Source organism: Neobacillus rhizosphaerae, from assembly GCF_937468385.1.
GTDB lineage: Bacteria > Bacillota > Bacilli > Bacillales > Cytobacillaceae > Neobacillus > Neobacillus rhizosphaerae.
On sequence record NZ_CALBWS010000001.1, the window covers coordinates 481,987 to 501,860 of the forward strand.

19 protein-coding genes and 1 other annotated feature are annotated in these 19,874 nt (G+C 40.6%); all 19 genes read right to left on the reverse strand.

All coding sequences use genetic code 11. The features are described from left to right. Nucleotides 1-912: a dihydroorotate dehydrogenase gene (locus M5A78_RS02300; RefSeq protein WP_248733647.1), complete on the reverse strand. Its 912-nt coding sequence runs from the start codon at nt 910-912 to the stop codon at nt 1-3. After that, nucleotides 909-1,682: a dihydroorotate dehydrogenase electron transfer subunit gene (locus M5A78_RS02305; protein WP_248733648.1), complete on the reverse strand. Its 774-nt coding sequence runs from the start codon at nt 1,680-1,682 to the stop codon at nt 909-911. Before M5A78_RS02305 ends, M5A78_RS02300 begins: the two co-directional genes overlap by 4 nt. Further along, nucleotides 1,679-4,885 (reverse strand): carbamoyl-phosphate synthase large subunit, encoded by a 3,207-nt coding sequence (carB, locus tag M5A78_RS02310; RefSeq protein WP_248733649.1) that lies wholly within the window; start codon nt 4,883-4,885, stop codon nt 1,679-1,681. Before carB ends, M5A78_RS02305 begins: the two co-directional genes overlap by 4 nt. After that, a complete protein-coding gene (locus tag M5A78_RS02315; protein WP_248733650.1) occupies nt 4,864-5,970 on the reverse strand; it encodes a carbamoyl phosphate synthase small subunit in 1,107 nt (368 codons plus the stop codon). The genes carB and M5A78_RS02315 overlap by 22 nt, the downstream gene beginning before the upstream one ends. Before the next feature lie 4 nt (nt 5,971-5,974). Then, the gene (locus M5A78_RS02320; protein WP_248733651.1) at nt 5,975-7,252 is read right to left on the reverse strand and encodes a dihydroorotase; all 1,278 of its coding nucleotides are present in this window, start codon (nt 7,250-7,252) and stop codon (nt 5,975-5,977) included. Further along, nucleotides 7,212-8,156 carry an aspartate carbamoyltransferase catalytic subunit gene (locus M5A78_RS02325; RefSeq protein ID WP_248733652.1) on the reverse strand — a complete coding sequence of 315 codons (945 nt, stop codon included), beginning with the start codon at nt 8,154-8,156 and terminating at the stop codon, nt 7,212-7,214. Before M5A78_RS02325 ends, M5A78_RS02320 begins: the two co-directional genes overlap by 41 nt. A gap of 150 nt (nt 8,157-8,306) precedes the next feature. Beyond that, on the reverse strand, nt 8,307-9,617 hold the full coding sequence (locus M5A78_RS02330; protein ID WP_248733653.1) for a solute carrier family 23 protein: 1,311 nt from the start codon (nt 9,615-9,617) through the stop codon (nt 8,307-8,309). 165 nt (nt 9,618-9,782) lie between these two features. Then, entirely contained in the window at nt 9,783-10,325 is a 543-nt protein-coding gene (pyrR, locus tag M5A78_RS02335) for a bifunctional pyr operon transcriptional regulator/uracil phosphoribosyltransferase PyrR (protein ID WP_264760425.1), read from the reverse strand. Nucleotides 10,326-10,513: 188 nt separating this feature from the next. Continuing rightward, nucleotides 10,514-11,419: an RluA family pseudouridine synthase gene (locus tag M5A78_RS02340; RefSeq protein ID WP_248733654.1), complete on the reverse strand. Its 906-nt coding sequence runs from the start codon at nt 11,417-11,419 to the stop codon at nt 10,514-10,516. Beyond that, nucleotides 11,391-11,882 carry a signal peptidase II gene (lspA, locus tag M5A78_RS02345; protein ID WP_248733655.1) on the reverse strand — a complete coding sequence of 164 codons (492 nt, stop codon included), beginning with the start codon at nt 11,880-11,882 and terminating at the stop codon, nt 11,391-11,393. The genes M5A78_RS02340 and lspA overlap by 29 nt, the downstream gene beginning before the upstream one ends. 138 nt (nt 11,883-12,020) lie before the next feature. Beyond that, nucleotides 12,021-12,317, reverse strand: coding sequence for a hypothetical protein (locus M5A78_RS02350; RefSeq protein WP_248733656.1), 297 nt, complete (start codon nt 12,315-12,317; stop codon nt 12,021-12,023). 336 nt (nt 12,318-12,653) lie between these two features. Then, a complete protein-coding gene (gene ileS / locus M5A78_RS02355) occupies nt 12,654-15,425 on the reverse strand; it encodes an isoleucine--tRNA ligase (protein WP_248733657.1) in 2,772 nt (923 codons plus the stop codon). A 155-nt stretch (nt 15,426-15,580) separates the two neighbouring features. After that, nucleotides 15,581-15,820 (reverse strand) — a binding site (T-box leader). A 49-nt stretch (nt 15,821-15,869) separates the two neighbouring features. Next, nucleotides 15,870-16,385 (reverse strand): DivIVA domain-containing protein, encoded by a 516-nt coding sequence (locus tag M5A78_RS02360; protein ID WP_248733658.1) that lies wholly within the window; start codon nt 16,383-16,385, stop codon nt 15,870-15,872. 84 nt (nt 16,386-16,469) lie between these two features. Next, a complete protein-coding gene (locus M5A78_RS02365; RefSeq protein ID WP_248733659.1) occupies nt 16,470-17,243 on the reverse strand; it encodes a YlmH family RNA-binding protein in 774 nt (257 codons plus the stop codon). A 28-nt stretch (nt 17,244-17,271) separates the two neighbouring features. Further along, nucleotides 17,272-17,535, reverse strand: a complete 264-nt coding sequence (locus M5A78_RS02370; protein WP_248733660.1) for a YggT family protein — start codon at nt 17,533-17,535, stop codon at nt 17,272-17,274. 6 nt (nt 17,536-17,541) lie between these two features. Beyond that, nucleotides 17,542-18,003, reverse strand: coding sequence for a cell division protein SepF (locus tag M5A78_RS02375; RefSeq protein WP_248733661.1), 462 nt, complete (start codon nt 18,001-18,003; stop codon nt 17,542-17,544). Nucleotides 18,004-18,014: 11 nt separating this feature from the next. Next, nucleotides 18,015-18,692: a YggS family pyridoxal phosphate-dependent enzyme gene (locus M5A78_RS02380; RefSeq protein ID WP_248733662.1), complete on the reverse strand. Its 678-nt coding sequence runs from the start codon at nt 18,690-18,692 to the stop codon at nt 18,015-18,017. Next, complete coding sequence (gene pgeF, locus M5A78_RS02385; RefSeq protein ID WP_248733663.1) at nt 18,689-19,519, reverse strand: peptidoglycan editing factor PgeF; 831 nt, start codon at nt 19,517-19,519, stop codon at nt 18,689-18,691. Before pgeF ends, M5A78_RS02380 begins: the two co-directional genes overlap by 4 nt. 70 nt (nt 19,520-19,589) lie before the next feature. Beyond that, entirely contained in the window at nt 19,590-19,859 is a 270-nt protein-coding gene (locus M5A78_RS02390; RefSeq protein WP_248733664.1) for a YlmC/YmxH family sporulation protein, read from the reverse strand. Nucleotides 19,860-19,874: the final 15 nt, after the last annotated feature.

The following is a 19,874-nucleotide window of genomic DNA, read 5'->3' on the forward strand; positions in this document are numbered from 1 at the left end:
CTATTTCCAGCTCCTTCCTGTACATTCACTGATATGTTCAAACCCTAATTTTTTTAATAACAAGGGCAGTTCTTCAATAATGGTTGGACAAACAAATGGATCGACGAAATTCGCTGTTCCGACCGCTACGGCACTGGCTCCTGCATAACAGAACTCAATCACATCTTCAGCAGATTGAATACCGCCCATCCCGATAATCGGAATCGAAACGGCTTGGCTTACATCATAAATCATCCGAATCGCCACTGGCTTAATCGCAGGCCCAGATAGCCCTCCGGTCCGATTTGCTAAAATCGGCTTGCCAGTTTTTAAATCAAGCCTCATCCCAACAAGCGTATTAATCATCGTAAGGCCATCAGCACCGCCATCCTCCACTGCCTTTGCCATCTCGACAATATTAGTGACATTCGGGGACAGCTTGACATAGACCGGCACCTCGGAAACTTCTTTCACCTTCCGCGTCAATTGCTTGGCCACCTCAGGAATCGTTCCAAAGGCGATGCCACCTGTTTTCACATTTGGACATGAAATATTTAGCTCGAGTGCATGAACATTTGGTGCTTTAGAAATTTCTTTGGCTACCGCAACATAATCCTCTTCTAATGTCCCAGCAATATTGGCGATGATTGGCACATCATATTGTGCAAGCCATGGCAGCTCTCCACCAAGAACCTTTTCAAGACCAGGGTTTTGCAGTCCGATTGCATTTAACATTCCTGATGAGGTTTCTGCAACTCTAGGTGTAGGATTACCAAACCTTGGTTCTACAGTCGTAGCCTTAATCATAATTGCCCCAAGTTTGCTTAAATCATAAAACTGACTGTACTCGCGGCCAAAACCGAAGCAACCGGAGGCAGGCATAATAGGATTTTTTAATTTTAAGCCAGGTAACTCGATGTTTAAACCCATCATATTAATACCTCCCCTGCACGGAATACTGGTCCATCGCTGCAAACTTTTTTATAAGAAACTCCAAGTGGATCGTCCGCTTTTTTGCAGACACAAGCGAAGCATGCACCTACACCGCAGCCCATTCTTTCCTCTAGTGAGAGAAATACTTTCTTATCTGGATAACCTCGTTCAATTGCACGGAGCATTGGAGTTGGCCCGCATGTATAGATACAATCGAAGTTTAAATTTTTCATCACATCAGTGACAAACCCTTTTGTTCCATACGTACCATCAACCGTGGCAACGTATGTTTCGCCATTTTTCAAAAATTCTTGTTCATAAAATACAGCGGATTCAGTTTGAAACCCGAGAACGTGTATGACTTTCACCCCTCTGGCCACTAGCTGCTTGGATAGTTCATATAGCGGTGGTACACCAATTCCGCCGCCGACAAGCAGCGCTGTCTCTCCACTACTTACTTCCTCAACAGAAAAGCCATTTCCTAATGGGCCAAGAATATCTAGTTCCATTCCTGGACCCATTTCGGCAAGCTTTGAAGTTCCTTTTCCTTCCTTCCGATAAATCATTGTAAATTGCGTGATTCTTTTATCATAAGAAGAAATGCTGATCGGTCTTCGTAAAGTCTGGTCCCAGCTGTTTGAGACCCGAATATGAACGAATTGACCTGGTTCTGTAATTTCACTGACCAATTGAGCTTCGACTGTAAGCTCATAAATGTCGTTAGCGATTTCCTTTTGGCTGATAATTTTGCATAACTCTTTTCTAATCATGCAAACACAGCCTCCTTTTCCTCAACATTCATCGCTTCAGTTGAAAAGTTCATTGATTCAATCACTTTCAGAATTGCATCGGCAGTATCTAGTGATGTTAGACATGGAACCCCATTTTCAACCGCTTCACGACGAATTCTAAATCCGTCGCGTTCCGGCTGTTTTCCTTTTGTTAATGTATTGATGATGAATTGGGCTTCACCACGATGGATGACATCTAATAGTGTCTGGCCTTCCGCGCCGATTTTCCCAACAATCTTTACCCTTAAACCAGCGGACTCAAGAACCTCAGCTGTCCCGCCTGTTGCCATTAAGCGGAAGCCGTTTGCAGCAAATCTTACTGCCAGTTTTAATGCTTCATTTTTATCTTTGTCCGCTACAGTAAACAACACAGTTCCAAACTTTTGAATATTCATGCCTGAGGCGATTAATCCTTTATATAATGCTTTTTCAAGCGTCAAATCCTTCCCCATTACCTCACCAGTTGATTTCATTTCCGGTCCTAATGTGATATCCACACTTTTTAACTTTGCAAATGAAAAGACTGGCACCTTTACAAAAACGCCTTTTTGTTCTGGAACAAGCCCAGACTGGTATCCTTGTTGTTCTATTGAAATTCCTAGAATCGCTTTTGTTGCTATTTTCGCCATCGGAACATTTGTAATTTTACTTAAAAAGGGAACGGTTCGGCTTGAACGCGGATTAACTTCAAGAACATATACTTGATTCCCAGATAATACATATTGAATATTTAACAGCCCGATAATATTTAAGCCCCTAGCCAATTTTTCCGTATATTCAACAAGTGTTTCTTTCACATCCTGCGAAATTGTCTGCGGCGGATATACAGCGATTGAATCTCCAGAGTGGACTCCCGCCCGTTCAATATGCTCCATAATACCCGGAATCAATACATTTTCACCATCACAGATGGCGTCTACTTCGATTTCTTTCCCTGTTAAATAACGGTCAATCAAGACTGGATGTTCCGGATTGATCTTAACAGCATTTTCCATATAATAGAGCAGTTCTTCCTTACGGTAGACAATCTCCATCGCACGGCCGCCGAGAACATATGATGGGCGGACGATGACCGGATAGCCGATTTCTGTAGCAATCGCAACAGCTTCTTCCACCGATAAGGCTGTTTTACCAAGCGGCTGAGGGATATTTAACCTCTCGAGTGCTTGTTCAAATTTATCCCTATCCTCCGCACGATCCAAATCCTCTAAGCTTGTTCCTAAAATTTTCACCCCATGTTCAGCAAGCCCTGCTGCCAGATTGATTGCTGTCTGCCCTCCAAACTGAACGACCACGCCAATCGGATTCTCCAATTCGATGATAGGCATGACGTCCTCAATCGTCAGTGGCTCAAAGTAGAGCTTATCGGAGATACTGAAATCAGTTGAAACGGTTTCCGGATTGTTGTTGATAATAATGGCCTCATAGCCGGCTTCTTTAATGGCATTAACCGAATGGACAGTAGCATAATCAAACTCAACGCCTTGGCCGATGCGGATTGGACCTGAGCCCAGAACAATCACACTGTTTCTGCCGGTAACAACCGATTCGTTTTCCTCTTCATAGGTACCGTAATAATAAGGTGTTTCACTCTCGAATTCAGACGCGCAAGTATCCACCATTTTGTAAACTGGGACAATCCCAATCTCCTTGCGAAAATGGAATATTTCCCTTTCACTCCTATTCCAAAGCACGGCCATTTTTTTATCTGAAAATCCTTTTTGCTTTGCTTCTTTAAGGAGTTCCGTGTCAAATGGGCGAGCAGAAAGCTTGGCCTCGAGTTCAATCAACCCTTCCATTTTCTTTAAGAAAAATAAATCTATTTGGCTCCATTGATGGATGGTTTCAATAGAAGTACCCCGCTTTAAGCTTTCCGCAATATAAAAGAGCCGCTCATCTCCCGCATTAAGAATCCGTTTTTTGAGTAATTCATCATCAATGTCATCCGCCCCATTCAATTCAAAATGGTAGACTCCCGCCTCCAGGGAACGGATGGCTTTTAAAAGCGATTCTTCAAAGGTTCGGCCAATCGCCATTACTTCTCCTGTTGCTTTCATTTGTGTACCTAGTGAACGGTTTCCTGATTCAAATTTATCAAACGGCCATCTAGGGATTTTCGTCACGATGTAGTCAAGTGCAGGTTCGAAACAGGCATATGTTTTTCCCGTTACCGGGTTAAGCATCTCATCGAGTGTTAAACCAACAGCAATTTTTGCAGCAAGCTTGGCAATTGGATAGCCCGTTGCTTTTGATGCGAGGGCGGATGACCGGCTTACCCTAGGATTTACTTCGATAATATAGTAGTTAAAACTTGATGGATCCAAGGCAAGCTGGACGTTACAGCCGCCTTCAATACCGAGTGCTCGAATGATTTTTAGGGAAACATTTCTAAGCAGTTGGTATTCTCGATCGCTTAAGGTCTGGCTTGGAGCAACGACGATGGAATCTCCTGTATGGACGCCAACCGGGTCGATATTTTCCATGTTACATACAACAATCGCGTTATCAGCGGCGTCACGCATAACCTCATATTCAATTTCCTTATAGCCTGCAATGCTTTTTTCAAGTAAGCATTGATGTACAGGGCTATTCTTCAGTCCGCTTGTCACAGTATCCTTTAGCTCTTCAATATTTCGGCAAATGCCACCGCCAGTTCCTCCAAGTGTATAGGCCGGACGAACAATGACCGGGAAGCCAATTTTTTCAGCAAAAGCTGTTGCTTCCTCTAACTCATGGACAATTTCACTATCGGGGATTGGCTCTCCTAACTCGTTCATTAAACTGCGGAATAATTCTCTGTCCTCTGCTTGTTTAATTGCCGTAAGCTTTGTGCCTAATATTTCTACCTCACACTCTTGGAGTACGCCTGAATTTGCTAGCTCCACAGCAAGGTTCAGACCGGTTTGACCGCCAAGCGTAGCTAACAAAGCATCTGGGCGTTCTTTGCGAATAATTCGACTGACAAATTCCACTGTTAATGGTTCAATATAAACGGCATCGGCGATTTCTGTATCTGTCATAATCGTTGCCGGATTCGAGTTTACGAGAATGACACGATATCCTTCCTCCTTCAGTGCAAGACATGCCTGGGTACCGGCATAGTCAAATTCCGCAGCCTGACCGATAACAATTGGTCCTGATCCGATAACTAAAATGGAGTTTATCTCTGTACGTTTTGGCATATTGCTGTAACCTCCTGTTTTTCAGCTTCAATCAAGGCAAGAAACTGTTCAAATAAGCTGTTTGCATCCTCAGGTCCCGGGGAAGCCTCGGGATGATATTGAACCGTAAAGGCAGGATAATCCAAATGTTTTAATCCTTCTATTGTTCCATCATTCAAAGCAGTATGTGTAATCGCTAATCTTGTTTGATGTAATGACTCTGTTTCTACCGTGTATCCGTGGTTTTGCGAAGTGATCGCAATTTTACCTGTAGCTAGTTCCTTGACAGGATGGTTGGAACCGCGATGGCCGAATTTCATTTTCACTGTATTGGCACCGCAGGCAAGGGCAAACAATTGATGCCCAAGGCAAATTCCAAAAATCGGTATGCTTCCTAGTACTTGTTTAATCATATGGATACCTTCTGGGACATCCTTTGGATCTCCAGGCCCATTTGAGAGCATAATTCCGTCCGGTCGCAATTGGAGGATTTCATCTGCGGTTGTATGGTATGGAACGACAATGACATCGCAACCACGGTTATTTAATTCTCGTAAAATACCGTGCTTCATACCAAAATCAACAAGAACAATTCTTTTCCCCCGGCCAGGGCTTGGGTATGAATTTTTCGTGGACACCGTTCTCACTTGGTCAATCGGCAGTCTTGTTTGCCGTAAGCTGCTCAATACTTCATTCGAATCCCTCTCTATGCTGCAGATCGCTCCTTTTAATGTTCCATGTTGACGGATAATCCTTGTTAATTTTCGGGTATCAATCCCGGCAATTCCGGGAATTTTCTTCATCTTAAAATATTCATCGATGGTAAATTCACTGCGCCAATTGGATGGAAATTCGGTGACTTCTTTAACAATAAATCCTTTCACTGCTGGATTAATCGATTCAAAATCATCGCGGTTAATCCCGTAATTTCCAATTAACGGATAGGTAAGCATAACAATTTGACCACAATAAGACGGGTCTGAAAGAATCTCTTGGTAACCTGTCATCCCGGTATTAAAGACAACTTCACCCATTGTATCCATATGACTGCCAAAACCCTCACCGACAAAAATTGTTCCATCCTCTAAAATAAGCTGTGCTTTCATGCTGTCACACATCCTTTTCCCAAACTATCTTCCCGTTTGCTATCGTCATCTCCGGCCAGCCTTTACATTTCCAGCCTTTAAATGGTGTGTTTTTTCCCTTTGATAAAAATTCCTCTGGATCAATTACTTTTTCTTCATTTAAGTTCAAGAGAACTAAATCAGCTGCAGCACCCACCTCAATTTTTCCATATGGCAGGCCAAAGCTGTCCGCTGGTTTCTTCGTCATAAAGCTGATTAATTGTTCGAGTGAAATGATCTCTTCTAATACAAAATGTGTGTAAAGAAGTGGGAATGCTGTCTCCAAACCAACAATTCCAAATGGAGCTAATTCCATTCCTTCACTTTTTTCTTCTTCCGTATGTGGTGCGTGGTCGGTTGCAATAAAATCAATTGTTCCATCTAGAAGACCTTCAATTAAAGCTGTTCTGTCGGAAACGTCTCTTAGTGGCGGATTCATTTTAAAATTCGTATCAAGCTCTGGGATATCATTTTGTGTTAATAATAAATGATGCGGCGTTACCTCCGCAGTAACATGAATACCGGCCTCTTTTGCATCCCTTACCACTCGAACAGATTCCTTTGTGCTAATATGACAGACGTGATAATGGCAACCTGCTGCTTCAGCTAGTAAAACGTCCCTAGCAATTTGAACTGACTCACAAACCGATGGGATTCCGTTTAATCCATTCTTTTCTGAGAAGGAACCTTCATGTACACAACCCTTATTAATAAGTGTATTTTCTTCACAATGAGCAACGATTGCCATATTTGCCTTTGCCGCTTTACGCATAGCTGTCAGCATCATATTCGCCGATTGTACGCCTACACCATCATCCGTAAAGGCGAAAGCACCTGCTTCTTTTAACTCCTCAAAGTCCGTCAATTCCTGGCCAAGCTGTCTAGTCGTAATCGAAGCATATGGTAATACCCGTACATTGCCTGTTTCGTGAATTCGTGCTTGCAGCCAATCCAGTTGTTCCTTAGTGTCAGGCACCGGTCTTGTATTCGGCATCGCAGCAATGGTTGTAAAGCCACCCTTTGCTGCTGAGCGTGTACCTGTAGCAATGGTTTCCTTCTTTTCTCCGCCAGGCTCGCGAAGATGGACATGTAAATCAATAAATCCAGGTGAGACTACCATTCCTGTTGCGTCAACACGGCGATTTACATCCGCTTCAATTTTCTTCTCTATTTTCGTAATAATCCCATTTTCTATTAAAATATCAGTCTGATCCTTTTGTCCGTCAAATGCTATGTAACTTGCGTTCTGAATAAGCAGCTTCATATTGGTTCCCTCCCATTAAACTTTCGATTGACCGTTTTAAGGCAGCCATTCTGACATAAACACCGTTTTCCATTTGCTTAAAGATTCTCGACCGTTTGCATTCTACTAAGCTGTCAGCAATTTCCACATTCCGGTTTACTGGGGCAGGATGCATAATAATGCTGTTAGGCTTCATCTGCTGTTCCCTATCCAACGTGAGACCATATTGGTTATGATATTCAGATGCTGTAAAGCTTCCCTTCTTTTGATGGCGTTCATGCTGAACCCGCAGCAGCATGACGACATCCGCTTCTCTTATGGCTTGGTCAATTGGTTGGAATCTGGTTGAATTTAAACTGTGATAATCAAACCATTCCTCCGGTCCGGAAAAAATCACATCAGCTCCAAGCCTTGTTAAGGCATCAGCATTGGACCGTGCCACTCTGCTGTGACTTATGTCCCCAATAATGGCAATTTTCAAGCCCTCGAATCGACCGAACTCTTGTTGGATGGTTAAAAGATCAAGAAGCGACTGTGTTGGATGATGACCACAGCCATCCCCGCCATTAAGAATCGGGATATTGATTTTTCCTACCAGTTCATCAAAATAACGATCCTGCCCATGGCGAATGACGATAGCATTGACACCAATCGATTCCAATGTTTTGACGGTATCGTAAAGTGTCTCTCCCTTTTGGACACTTGAGGTTTCCACCTCAAATGGAATAACACCTAACCCTAACCTTCTTTCCGCCACTTCGAAACTACATTTTGTTCTTGTACTTGCTTCAAAAAACAGGTTTGCCGTAAACATTTGCCGCTCCGGACTCCAGACCATTCCCTCTGAAAACCTTCTGGCATCCTCGAGAATTTGATAAATTTCTTCTACCTTTAATTCGTTCGTAGTTAGTAAATGGTTTAACATTTTTTCACATCCCTCTCATTTGGATAAAAAATGCACCCTGAATCATCCATCAGGGTGCGTTGAATCCAAACTTAAATCATTCCTTTAAAGAACGGATTTAAGCTTAACACCCTTTTAAGACTCTCTGGACTTAGTTAAAAGGTTTCTTTATTATGCTGTTTTTTCTCTTTCATTTGTTTGCTCTTCAAACATGTCTTCACTCACTGACTGTCTGCCAGGAAGAATGAGGTTTAACACTACCCCCAAAATCGCTGCTAAGGCCATACCCTGAACTTGGATATCTTTAAATGGCAGCTTAAGGATGGCTCCGCCAATTCCGACGATAAGAATGACAGATGCAATAACGAGGTTTCGTTTTTCGTCAAAATCAATTTTACTATCGACTAACATTCTTAATCCTGAGGATGCGATAATACCGAACAAAAGGATAGAAACCCCGCCCATAACTGGTGTTGGTATCGTTTGAATTAAAGCTGTTATCTTTCCATTAAACCCGAAGATTATCGCTAAAACTGCAGCACCTGCCAATACATAGACACTGTAAACCCGTGTAATTGCTAAGACACCGATATTTTCGCCGTAGGTTGTTTTGGGCGGACCGCCAATCAATGCCGAAATAATCGTGGCTGTCCCATCACCGAGAATGGAGCGATGTAGACCTGGTTCTTTAATGTAATCACGACCAACCACCTTACTAAGAATCAACTGGTGACCGATATGTTCAGAAATGGTTACAACTGCAACTGGCACCATTAACCAGAATATATCCCAAGTGAAGTTCACCTTATAGCTAACAAACGGGATAATAAAATCCGGCATTTCAAACATATGAGCTTTCATTACCGGCCCAAAATCGACGATTCCAACCATTAAGGCGTAAAGATAACCAACGATAATTCCGGCTAATATCGGGATAATGCTTAATATTTTTTTGGCAAAAACCGAGAATATGATAGTTGCTGCAAGTGTGACCAGTGCAACAGAGAAATGAAGCATACTATATTTTCCGGTGGGATTATTCATTGCCATTCCTACGGCTGTCGGGGCAACGGACAAACCAATAATGATGATCACCGGCCCAACTACAACAGGCGGAAGTAAATTCATGATCCAACGATGTCCTGCTTTACTGATGATAAGGGCCACAATTCCATATACAAGCCCTGCAAGGAAGGTTCCCAGCATGGCAGCACCTGGACCACCAAGTTCGTAAGCTTTTTGCATGGGAATAATATAAGCAAACGATGAACCAAGATAAGCTGGAACTTTGAATTTTGTTATTAATAAAAATGCTAAAGTACCAAATCCACTTGAAATTAAAGCCATTGCCGGGCTTAAACCTATCAGGTATGGTACGAGAATTGTTGCCCCAAACATGGAGAACAAATGCTGAATACTTAATGTCAGTAATTGACCTGGTGTTGGAGTTTCTGTTACGTCTAAGATCGGTTTATTGTTCATTCTAATCTCCCCTACATTTTTTTATGTGTTTTTATTTGTTTGAATAAAAAAACCCTCTTTGACCGTAAAGATACAAAGAGGGTTTAGAAAATGCCGCATTTTATAAAACCAACGGCTCTTTCCCCTTTGTCAGCCTCACGGGACTGCATTTAAAAGGGCTGCTATTTATTTTTCAAAGATGCTAACTTGGTCAAATTTATCCACTTCGGCTAACTCGACAACAATCTTTTCGTCACTTGATGTTGGGATGTTTTTTCCCACATAATCGGCTCTTATCGGGAGCTCGCGATGGCCACGGTCCACTAAGACGGCTAGCTGAATGGCTGCTGGGCGTCCAATATCCATGAGAGCGTCAAGACCTGCCCTCACCGTTCTGCCTGTATATAATACATCGTCAACAAGAATGACTTTTTTATTGCTAATATCAACAGGGATATCAGAACCTTTCACAAGTGGTTCTTGATTGTCCGTTTTTTTCGTTAAATCGTCGCGATAGAGGGTAATATCTATTTCACCAACTGGTACCGTCTTTCCCTCAATGTCATTAATTTTAGCAGCTAAGCGTTCTGCCAGATAGATGCCTCTCGTGCGAATTCCGACGAGAATGCAATCATCTATACCTTTGTTTCTTTCAATAATTTGATGGGCAATCCTGGACATTGCCCTTCCGATTGCCTGCCCATCAAGGACAAGTGCTTTTTGGTTCACTTTTACACCTTCTTTTCTAAAAATAAAAAACCTCTCACCGGTTTTGGTGAGAGGTTAACATGTTAATTTTACAGAAAAGGCATAGATGCCTTAATCTTTAACCGTTTCCTTCTCAGCCTCACGGGACCGAATTAAAGGGCTTATTTAACTATAGTCATCTTACTTTAATTCTCTGCTTTCGTCAACGATTATTTTCGAAGGTGCTCAAGCAAACGGATGATATCTTCAGGAAGTGGAGCTTCAAATTCTAAATACTCACTAGTTCTTGGATGAATAAATCCAAGAACACCAGCATGCAAGGCCTGGCCATCAATATCCAGTGTTTTTTTCGGTCCATATTTCGGATCTCCAGCAAGCGGGTAACCGATATATTTCATATGGACACGAATTTGATGCGTTCTTCCCGTTTCTAATTGACATTCTACAAAGGTAAAGTCATTAAAGCGTTCAATGACATGAAAATGAGTCACGGCATGTTTTCCATGATCAACGACTGTCATGCTCTGTCTGTCCTTTGTATCCCTGCCAAGTGGGGCATCTATGGTTCCAAAGTCATGCGGAATCACCCCGTGAACAATTGCCAAATATTTCCGGGTGACGGTTTTCTCGACTAACTGGTTGACGAGGCTTTCATGAGCCATATCGTTTTTCGCAACCATTAATAACCCCGAGGTATCCTTATCTATCCGGTGAACAATCCCTGGTCTCAACACCCCATTAATACCGGATAAGTCTTTACAGTGCGCCATTAATCCGTTAACAAGTGTTCCCGTCATATGTCCTGGTGCCGGATGAACGACCATGCCTCTTGGTTTATTCACAACCAAAACATCTTTGTCCTCATAATAAATTTCCAAATTTAATTCTTCAGGTATCACATCTAACTCTTCCGGGTCAGGAATAGTGATTTCAATTTGATCCTTCAAACTACATTTATAATTTGTCTTAACTTTTTGTCCATTCACAAGAACATTACCATCTTTAATCCATTGCTGCACTTGTGTTCTCGACCATTCTTCATCCAAGCCTGAGATCACTTTATCAATTCGATCTCCTTTTTGGTCTTCAAGAATGGTGTGGTCCATTTTCTCCATAAGTTTTCTCCTTTGAAGCTCTCTCTTCGAGTAACATCTGAATCATCAATAATACTACACCGATTACTAAAGCTGAATCCGCGATATTAAAAACAGGAAAATTATAGCCAAAAATATACGTATGTATAAAATCGACAACTTCTTTTCGATACACGCGGTCAATAAAATTTCCGATTGCTCCGCCAAGCATAAAAGCAAGAGATATACCTAGTAACCTTTTACCTTTTACTGCTTTATGAATATAATACATAATAGCGAATATCACAATGATGGTAACTACGTAGAATAGCCACATTTGCCCCTGCAGGATTCCCCAAGCAGCTCCGCTATTGCGATGTGAAGTAATATACAATACATTATCAATGATCGGAATACTTTCCCCTAAAAACATATTGTTTACAATTAACCATTTGGTAAATTGATCTAACAAGATAACAAAAAGAGCGATTAAGTAATAAAACACTAAGAAATACCTCCACATTCGCCTAGACTTTTGTCTAGCTACAGCATCCAACGACTAGTATACCTCGCTAAACGGACGCTTACGCTTTTCTTTCTCTTAGCATTTTAGCATACATACTAACAAAACGACAATCAAACGTTATAAATAAGAAGTTGATATCGGCTTTTTGTAATATCTTCCTAAATCTCCTGAATCCTTTATCCACTTTATTGTAGGAATTATTTTTAATAAATCTTCTGGTAATAGCTCACCGGAAATTTCACATTCCCCGAAATTTCCATCCTTTAATTTTTGAATAGCTGATTTAACATCTGATAGTTCTGCTTCCAAAATAGATGTTAACCAATCCTGCTTTTGTTTGTTTGTTAATGATTGTTCAATTTCTATTTGTGTTTGACGGAGTTCCAAAAACAGCTCTTCCTGCATGGCATTCATAGTGCTATTACCTCCGTTAGGTCATTTGTCTTATTATATCCGGCAACGTATAGCTGACACGGGAAAACATTTGACATCATCAACAACAATTAACGAAAGAGGATAATTAATGAAAAAACCCTGAGCAATTAGCTCAGGGCCTACTTTTTTATGCGATAAGAAAGAATAATTTTCGACTTCGAGAATTGTCCAGCTCAGCGCCCTAGCGGCTAGTGTCCTTCGCACTCCGCCCTACGATAAGTCAACATCGAATCGCCTTACGGCTCTTCGTGTTTCCTTTATCTCAGTTGGAGTGCTCCAGACCATACGCCGCTGAACAGGGCGCTTGCGCTTTTCTTATGCCAAGTGTGAATAGTTTTCTTTGATTACTTCGGCACAGCGTGGGCAAAGGGTTTTATGCTCTGCATCTTGACCAACTTCTGTTGTAACAATCCAGCAGCGTTCACATGTTTCACCCTCAGCCTTTGTAATAACAATGGCTGCTGTCTCTAATTTAAGCGCATTATCAGGTGCTTCATCGTATGACCCCGCCACTTCAAAGCCTGAGACAATAAATAACTGTTTCATATTTTCTTCAATCGAATCTAAAAGAGCCTTCGATTGATCATTAACATAAAGGGTAACTTTTGCCGTTAATGATTTCCCAATGACTTTTTCATTTCTAGCTTCTTCCAATGCCTTTAAGATATCGTCACGAAGCTTCATGAATGCAGTCCATTTTTCCTCTAGGGCTTTCGCACCCGCAAGCTCTTGATATTCTGGAAGGTCAGTTAATTGGACACTGTCTTCTGCAACAGAAGGAATAAATTTCCACACTTCATCTGCCGTATGAGAAAGAATTGGCGATACCAATTTTGTTAAGACGAGTAATGATTCATACAGAACAGTTTGAATGGCACGGCGCTCATGGTGATCAACCGCTTCAATATATAAAACGTCCTTTGCAAAATCAAGATAAAAAGCACTAAGGTCCAGTGTGCAGAAATTATTAACCGCGTGATAAATACCTGCAAACTCATAGTTCTCATATGCATTACGAACATATTTAATCAACTTATTCAATTTAACGAGCATAAATTGATCAACTTCACGCAGGTTTTCATAAGCAACTTTATTTACTGCCGGATCAAAGTCTGCTAAGTTTCCGAGCAAGAATCGGAAGGTATTACGAATTTTACGATATACCTCGGCGACCTGCTTTAAGATGGCATCAGAAACACGGACATCCGCTTGATAATCAACGGAAGCAACCCACAGGCGTAAAATATCGGCACCAAGTTGATTCATGACCTTCGCTGGTACGACGGTATTTCCTAATGATTTACTCATTTTTCGTCCATCTCCATCTAAAGCAAATCCGTGGCTTAGGACACCTTTGTATGGTGCTTTACCTGTTACCGCAACTGCCGTTGAAAGCGAAGAGTTAAACCAGCCACGATATTGGTCAGAGCCTTCTAGATAAAGGTCAGCTGGACGAACTAAATCCTCTCGTTCAAGTAAAACGGCTTGATGTGAGGAACCAGAATCAAACCAAACATCCATAATATCTGTTTCTTTTGTAAATGTTCCGTTTGGACTTCCTGGATGGGTAAACCCTTCAGGAAGCAAATCCTTTGCTTGTCGTTCAAACCATATATTTGATCCATTGTCACGGAATAAATCAGACACATGATTAATGGTTTCATCGGTAATGATTTCTTCACCATTTTCTGCATAGAAAACAGGAATTGGAACACCCCAGACCCGCTGACGAGAAATACACCAGTCACCACGGTCACGCACCATATTAAATAGACGAGTTTCGCCCCATGCCGGAACCCACTTCGTTTCCTTTACGGCTTCTAACAGTTCGTTACGAAAGTCTTTAATCGAAGCGAACCATTGAGCTGTCGCACGGTAAATAACCGGTTTCTTTGTTCTCCAATCGTGTGGATAGGAGTGTGTGATAAACGAAAGCTTTAACAGCGCACCAGCTTCTTCTAACGCTTGTACAATCGGTTTATTAGCTGTATCGTAAAATAACCCTTCAAATCCCGGTGCTTCACTAGTCATGACACCTTTATCATCAACTGGACAGAGTACTTCTAAACCGTATTTTTGACCAACAAAGAAGTCATCTTCCCCATGTCCTGGAGCTGTATGAACGCAGCCTGTTCCAGCGTCAGTAGTAACGTGTTCACCTAACATTACTAAAGAATCACGATCATATAATGGATGTGCTGCAACAATATTTTCTAATTCCATACCTTTGACCCTTTTAACAACAGAAGCATTTTCCCAACCAATTTCTTTTGTCACTGCTTCTAAAAGTGCTTCTGCAACCAAGAACTTATTACTATTTACTGAAACAACCACATAAGTAAGATCAGGGTGAACAGAAATTCCTAAGTTTGCAGGAATCGTCCACGGGGTTGTTGTCCAGATAACAATTTGAGTATCCGTATCAAGAACATTCTTTCCGTCTTTCACCTTAAAGCCAACATAGATGGATGGAGAGCGTTTATCCTGATATTCAATCTCGGCCTCTGCAAGTGCAGATTCGCTTGATGGGGACCAATAAACAGGCTTTAGACCTTTATAAATATAGCCCTTTTTCGCCATTTCTCCGAATACTATAATTTGCTGTGCTTCGTATTCCGGTTTAAGTGTAATATATGGATTTTCCCAATCCCCGCGAACACCTAGGCGTTTAAATTGCGTACGCTGATTATCAATTTGCTCAAGGGCATACTTGGTACAAAGCTCGCGGAATTCAGCAAGGGTCATTTCTTTCCGTTTGACACCTTTATTTGTTAATGCTTGTTCAATCGGCAGCCCATGTGTATCCCAGCCAGGGACATATGGGGCATGGAAGCCGCTCATGGATTTATAACGGACAATCATGTCTTTTAAAATTTTATTAAGTGCATGTCCCATATGGATATCCCCGTTTGCATATGGAGGCCCATCATGCAAAACAAACATCGGACGTCCGTTAGTACGTTCCTGTACCTTTTGATAAATATTCATTTCTTCCCACTTAGCCTGAATCTCAGGTTCTCTTTGCGGAAGGTTTCCTCGCATTGGAAATTCCGTTTGCGGCATTAGTAACGTATCTTTGTATTCCATTTTTTCTTCCTCCTGTATATCTTGCTATTTGAATAGAATGACCATTTTTCTAAAGAAAACTCGCCTATTGGCGAAGACAGAGGTGTAGTTGGATTTATGCCTGAAGGGAAAGTAATACTTTCCTATCGGCAAATAAAAAAACCCTCTCATCCCTAAATAGGGACGAGAAGGTTTTTTTCCCGCGGTACCACCCTGATAAATAGTACGATGTAACATACTATCCTCTTTACCATTCGTAACGTGAATAACACGCCAGAGCCTACTATCCATTAGTGAAATTCGGTCCGGAACTCAAGGGTGATTTTCCAATTCTTCCGCTTTACCGGGCTCTCACCCTCCCCAGTTCGCTTAAGAAAACAATAGAAAAATTGTACTGTCCCTATCATAGTCATGACTATCTAATTTAACTTATTAAAAAATTATATGCGAAATAATACCAATACGTCAAGCTAAGGAATCTTCTTTTTCGTGAATTTTTAATTCTGTTGCATCCACTTCATACTCCAATAAATGATCCCAATCGTCTGTGTTCAGCATATCAAGCTGTGCTTCAATCAACATTTTGAAACGAGTCCGGAACACTTTTGACTGCTTCTTTAAATCCTCAATTTCAAGTGCAATTTTTCTCGCTTTTGAAAGGGATTCGTTGACAATCCGGTCTGCATTTTTCTCAGCTTCTTTAATTATTAGTTTTGCTTCCTTTTGGGCATTACGTTTTACGTCTTCACCAGCTTCTTGAGCAATGATGATTGACTTGTTGAGTGTCTCTTCAATATTCACAAAATGGCCAAGGCGATCCTTCATTTCATTTAATCGTTCTTCTGTTTCTTTCTTTTCTCTAAGTACTAATTCATAATCCTTGATGACTTGATCGAGAAATTCGTTCACTTCATCTTCATCGTACCCGCGAAAACCTTTATTAAACTCTTTATTATGAATATCTAACGGCGTTAACGGCATTAATGCCACCTCCATACGGTCTGTACTTCTATATGTATAAGGAAATATTCGACATGTTTTTCGAAAACCCTTCAAAAAATTGAATTATTTTTGCTTTCCGACGATAATTCTCCATTTTTCTTTCTTTGTTTTTCCATCAATACCAATAATTTTTGCTCTTCCATAACCTCGAACAGAAATCATGTCACTTATTTCACAATGAAACGCAGGGTTTTCGGATAATGTCCAGTTTACTTTCACTAATCCCTGTTGAATAAAGGTTTGCGATTTTTGCCGCGATATATGATAGATACCAGAAATAACAGTATCAAGACGTAAAGAAGCTACTGTTAAATCATTTTCTTCCCATAATTCTTTTGCAGAAATCGCTTCTCCTAAACTCGTTTCAACTAATTTTACGCCTGCCTTGCCTATTGATTCGACATTGCTTTTAATATACTCAATGACTTCCTTAGCAGCAAAAAATTGTATTCTTCCATCCTTAATAAGAATGTCACCAAATTTCCCCCGCTTTAACCCTAAAGACATGAGCGTCCCTAAAACCTGGCGGTGTTCAATCGTCACAAACTTGGTTGGATAGTTAATTTCAAATAGACTAATTTGAAATTCGTCCTCATTTGTTATTAAATAATCAGGATAAAGCAATGCTCTTTTTCGTTCAACATTAAGGCTCCCGCCAAAAAGCTGAAAGTTTACATCGCCATTTTCTCCAATTAGCATTTTAAGAATATGCTGTTCTCTTGGATCTAGAAAATCAGTCAGTTTAGGTGTATATTGTGCCTCCACATAATTCTTCCATTGCAAGACTTGGTCGATAAATTCCCGTTCTTCTGGCCGGAAATGCTGATAAATGTTCATTAATATATACACAACCTAATTCAATATCTTATGTGAGCCAAAAAGAAACTTTGGATAAACCACTACTTGCTAAGTTTAGAACAAGAAAAGCAACAATAGGAGAAATGTCCATCATCCCAATTGGAGGAATGATTTTTCTAAATGGCTCCAAATATGGTTCACAAATTCTTCCCAAAAGTTGACCAATCGAGGATTCCCTAGCGTTAGGAAACCATGACATTAAAATGTACACAATTAATGCGTATGAATAAATAGTAATTACTTGCTGTAAAATAGCAAAAATTAAATTCATTAAATTCTACCACCTTGTAGTTTGATTTTCATAATCAGGAATAAGATCTGAAATATTCCCTGACACTTCTACATTATCAGGAGTACATAAAAATATACTTAAACCAATTTTTTGAATATCCCCGCCAAGTGCATAAACTACACCGCTTAAAAAGTCGACAATTTGCCTGCCTTGCTCATTATCAATACGCTGCAGATTTACTACTACCGCTCGGCGACTTTTTAAATGATCAGCAATTTCCGTTGACTCTGAATAGGCTCGTGGTTCTACTAATATTACCTTGGAAGCCTTTGAAGGATTTGTAGAATTTGTAGTCTTTTGAACACTTTGCAGACTGACAACATTTTTGCTTTTCACTGGCGGTAGCTTTTGTTTTACTGGTTCATTCGCCACTACATGGTCGTCATTGTTATCATTATATTCATCATCTAAAAAGAAAAATGTTTTTAATTTCGATTTAATCGTCATATTTTCCTCTCCTAACCATCTTCACCAACGAGGGCTGTACCTATTCTTACCATTGTTGCCCCTTCTTCAATAGCAATTGGAAAATCTCCCGACATTCCCATTGACAGTTCCCTGCAGGGTGCAAAATCTAAATTACTGGCTTGTACTTGATCGCGAAGTTCCCTTAATTTGCGAAAACAATCACGAAGCACCTGCTCATTTTTCGTAAGCGGAGCCATTGTCATTAAACCTTCTACGCTAATATTATCAAAAGGGCGAAGCGATTCAATAAATTCAATTGTCTCTTTTGGTGATAATCCATGCTTTGTATCTTCCTGAGAGACATTTACTTGTACAAAACATTTTATCTTGTGGCCCGCACGTTTATTAATTTCTTCAGCAAGTGAAAGCCGGTCCAAAGAATGAATATATTCAACTTTATCAATAATATTTTTCACCTTACGTTTTTGCAGTGTTCCGATAAAATGCCAGTTAGGCTTGTCCCCTAAAACCTCCCACTTTTCCAGGAGGCCTTCATCGCGGTTCTCACCAAGATTTTTTATCCCTGCTTCAAACGCCTCAGATGCTCTTTCAATGCTTACATATTTTGTGACAGCGATTAATTTCACTTCGTCAGGACTTCTATTTACCTTAAGGCATGCCTCATTTATTTGTTGATTAATGTGTTCAAGCTTTACTGCTACCCTCATAAACGATTCGCAGTCTCCTTCCAGCCAATAACGCTTACCATTCTTCCTGTTTTACCTTGATCACGGCGATGCGAAAAAAACTCCTCATGATTGCAGCTGGAGCAAAGTCCTGTAGTAAGGATATTTTGATCCGGCACACCTGATTTCAAGAGTATTTGCCTGTTTAATTCTCGCAAATCTAAAGAATATTGATCATCTTTAATTAAATTATATGGTAATATTTCGTTATCTTCTAGTGTATTTTCAACTAAGTTAATTATACGGTCATCAACGATATAACATTTTTCACAAATGGATGGTCCAATTGCGACAAAAATCTGTTCAGGCTTAATGCCTTCCCTTCCCCATGCTTGTATCATTTCGTAAGCAATTTTCCCCACAGTTCCTTTCCATCCAGCATGGGCCGAACCAATCATCTTTTTTTCGGGAGCAATAAAAAAAAGAGGGACACAGTCGGCAAAGCACAGCGTTAGCAGGATGCCCTCTTCATTCGTATAAAAACCATCGGTGCCTTTAAATGAATGTTCATAGGAATCGGAACCTATCCCTCGGTCGGCTTTTGTAATCTTTTTAAGAACAATGTCATGTGTTTGTTCTGCTCCGACCCAATAATTTAGCGGGAAATCTAGCAACTCAGAAACCTTTTCTCTATTTAAACGAACAGCACTTACTTCATCTCCAACGTGAAAGCCCAAATTCAGGGACTCAAAACTCCCTTTGCTCGTTCCTCCACGTTTGGCTGTAAATCCGGCGATCAATCCCGGAAATGACTTAGTCCAGCTTTCAAGTGTAAAATAAGAATGATTTAATAAAACAAAGGGCTCCATTTCAATACCTCTTATGTTTTTTCTTTAGTTTACCATGAAAAGAAAAAATGGTCACCGTAAATAGCATTTGTCAAACTTCTGCTTCTTCAACTATTTTCTCTACACTACCCTTATACCTAACCAAAATGACATCCTGCCCAATTTTTATTATATTCTTCCAAGGAATTACGATTTCCTCATCCTTTCCAAAAAAACCAAGGACTCTACCGTTGCCGGAGATTACGACCGCTTCAATTTTTCCTGTCGTTAAGTTAATCTCAATATCACCAATATTTCCAAGACGTTTACCATCCGATACATTGACAACATCTTTTATTTGGAATTCGGAAATCTTGACCACACACACCACTCCCAG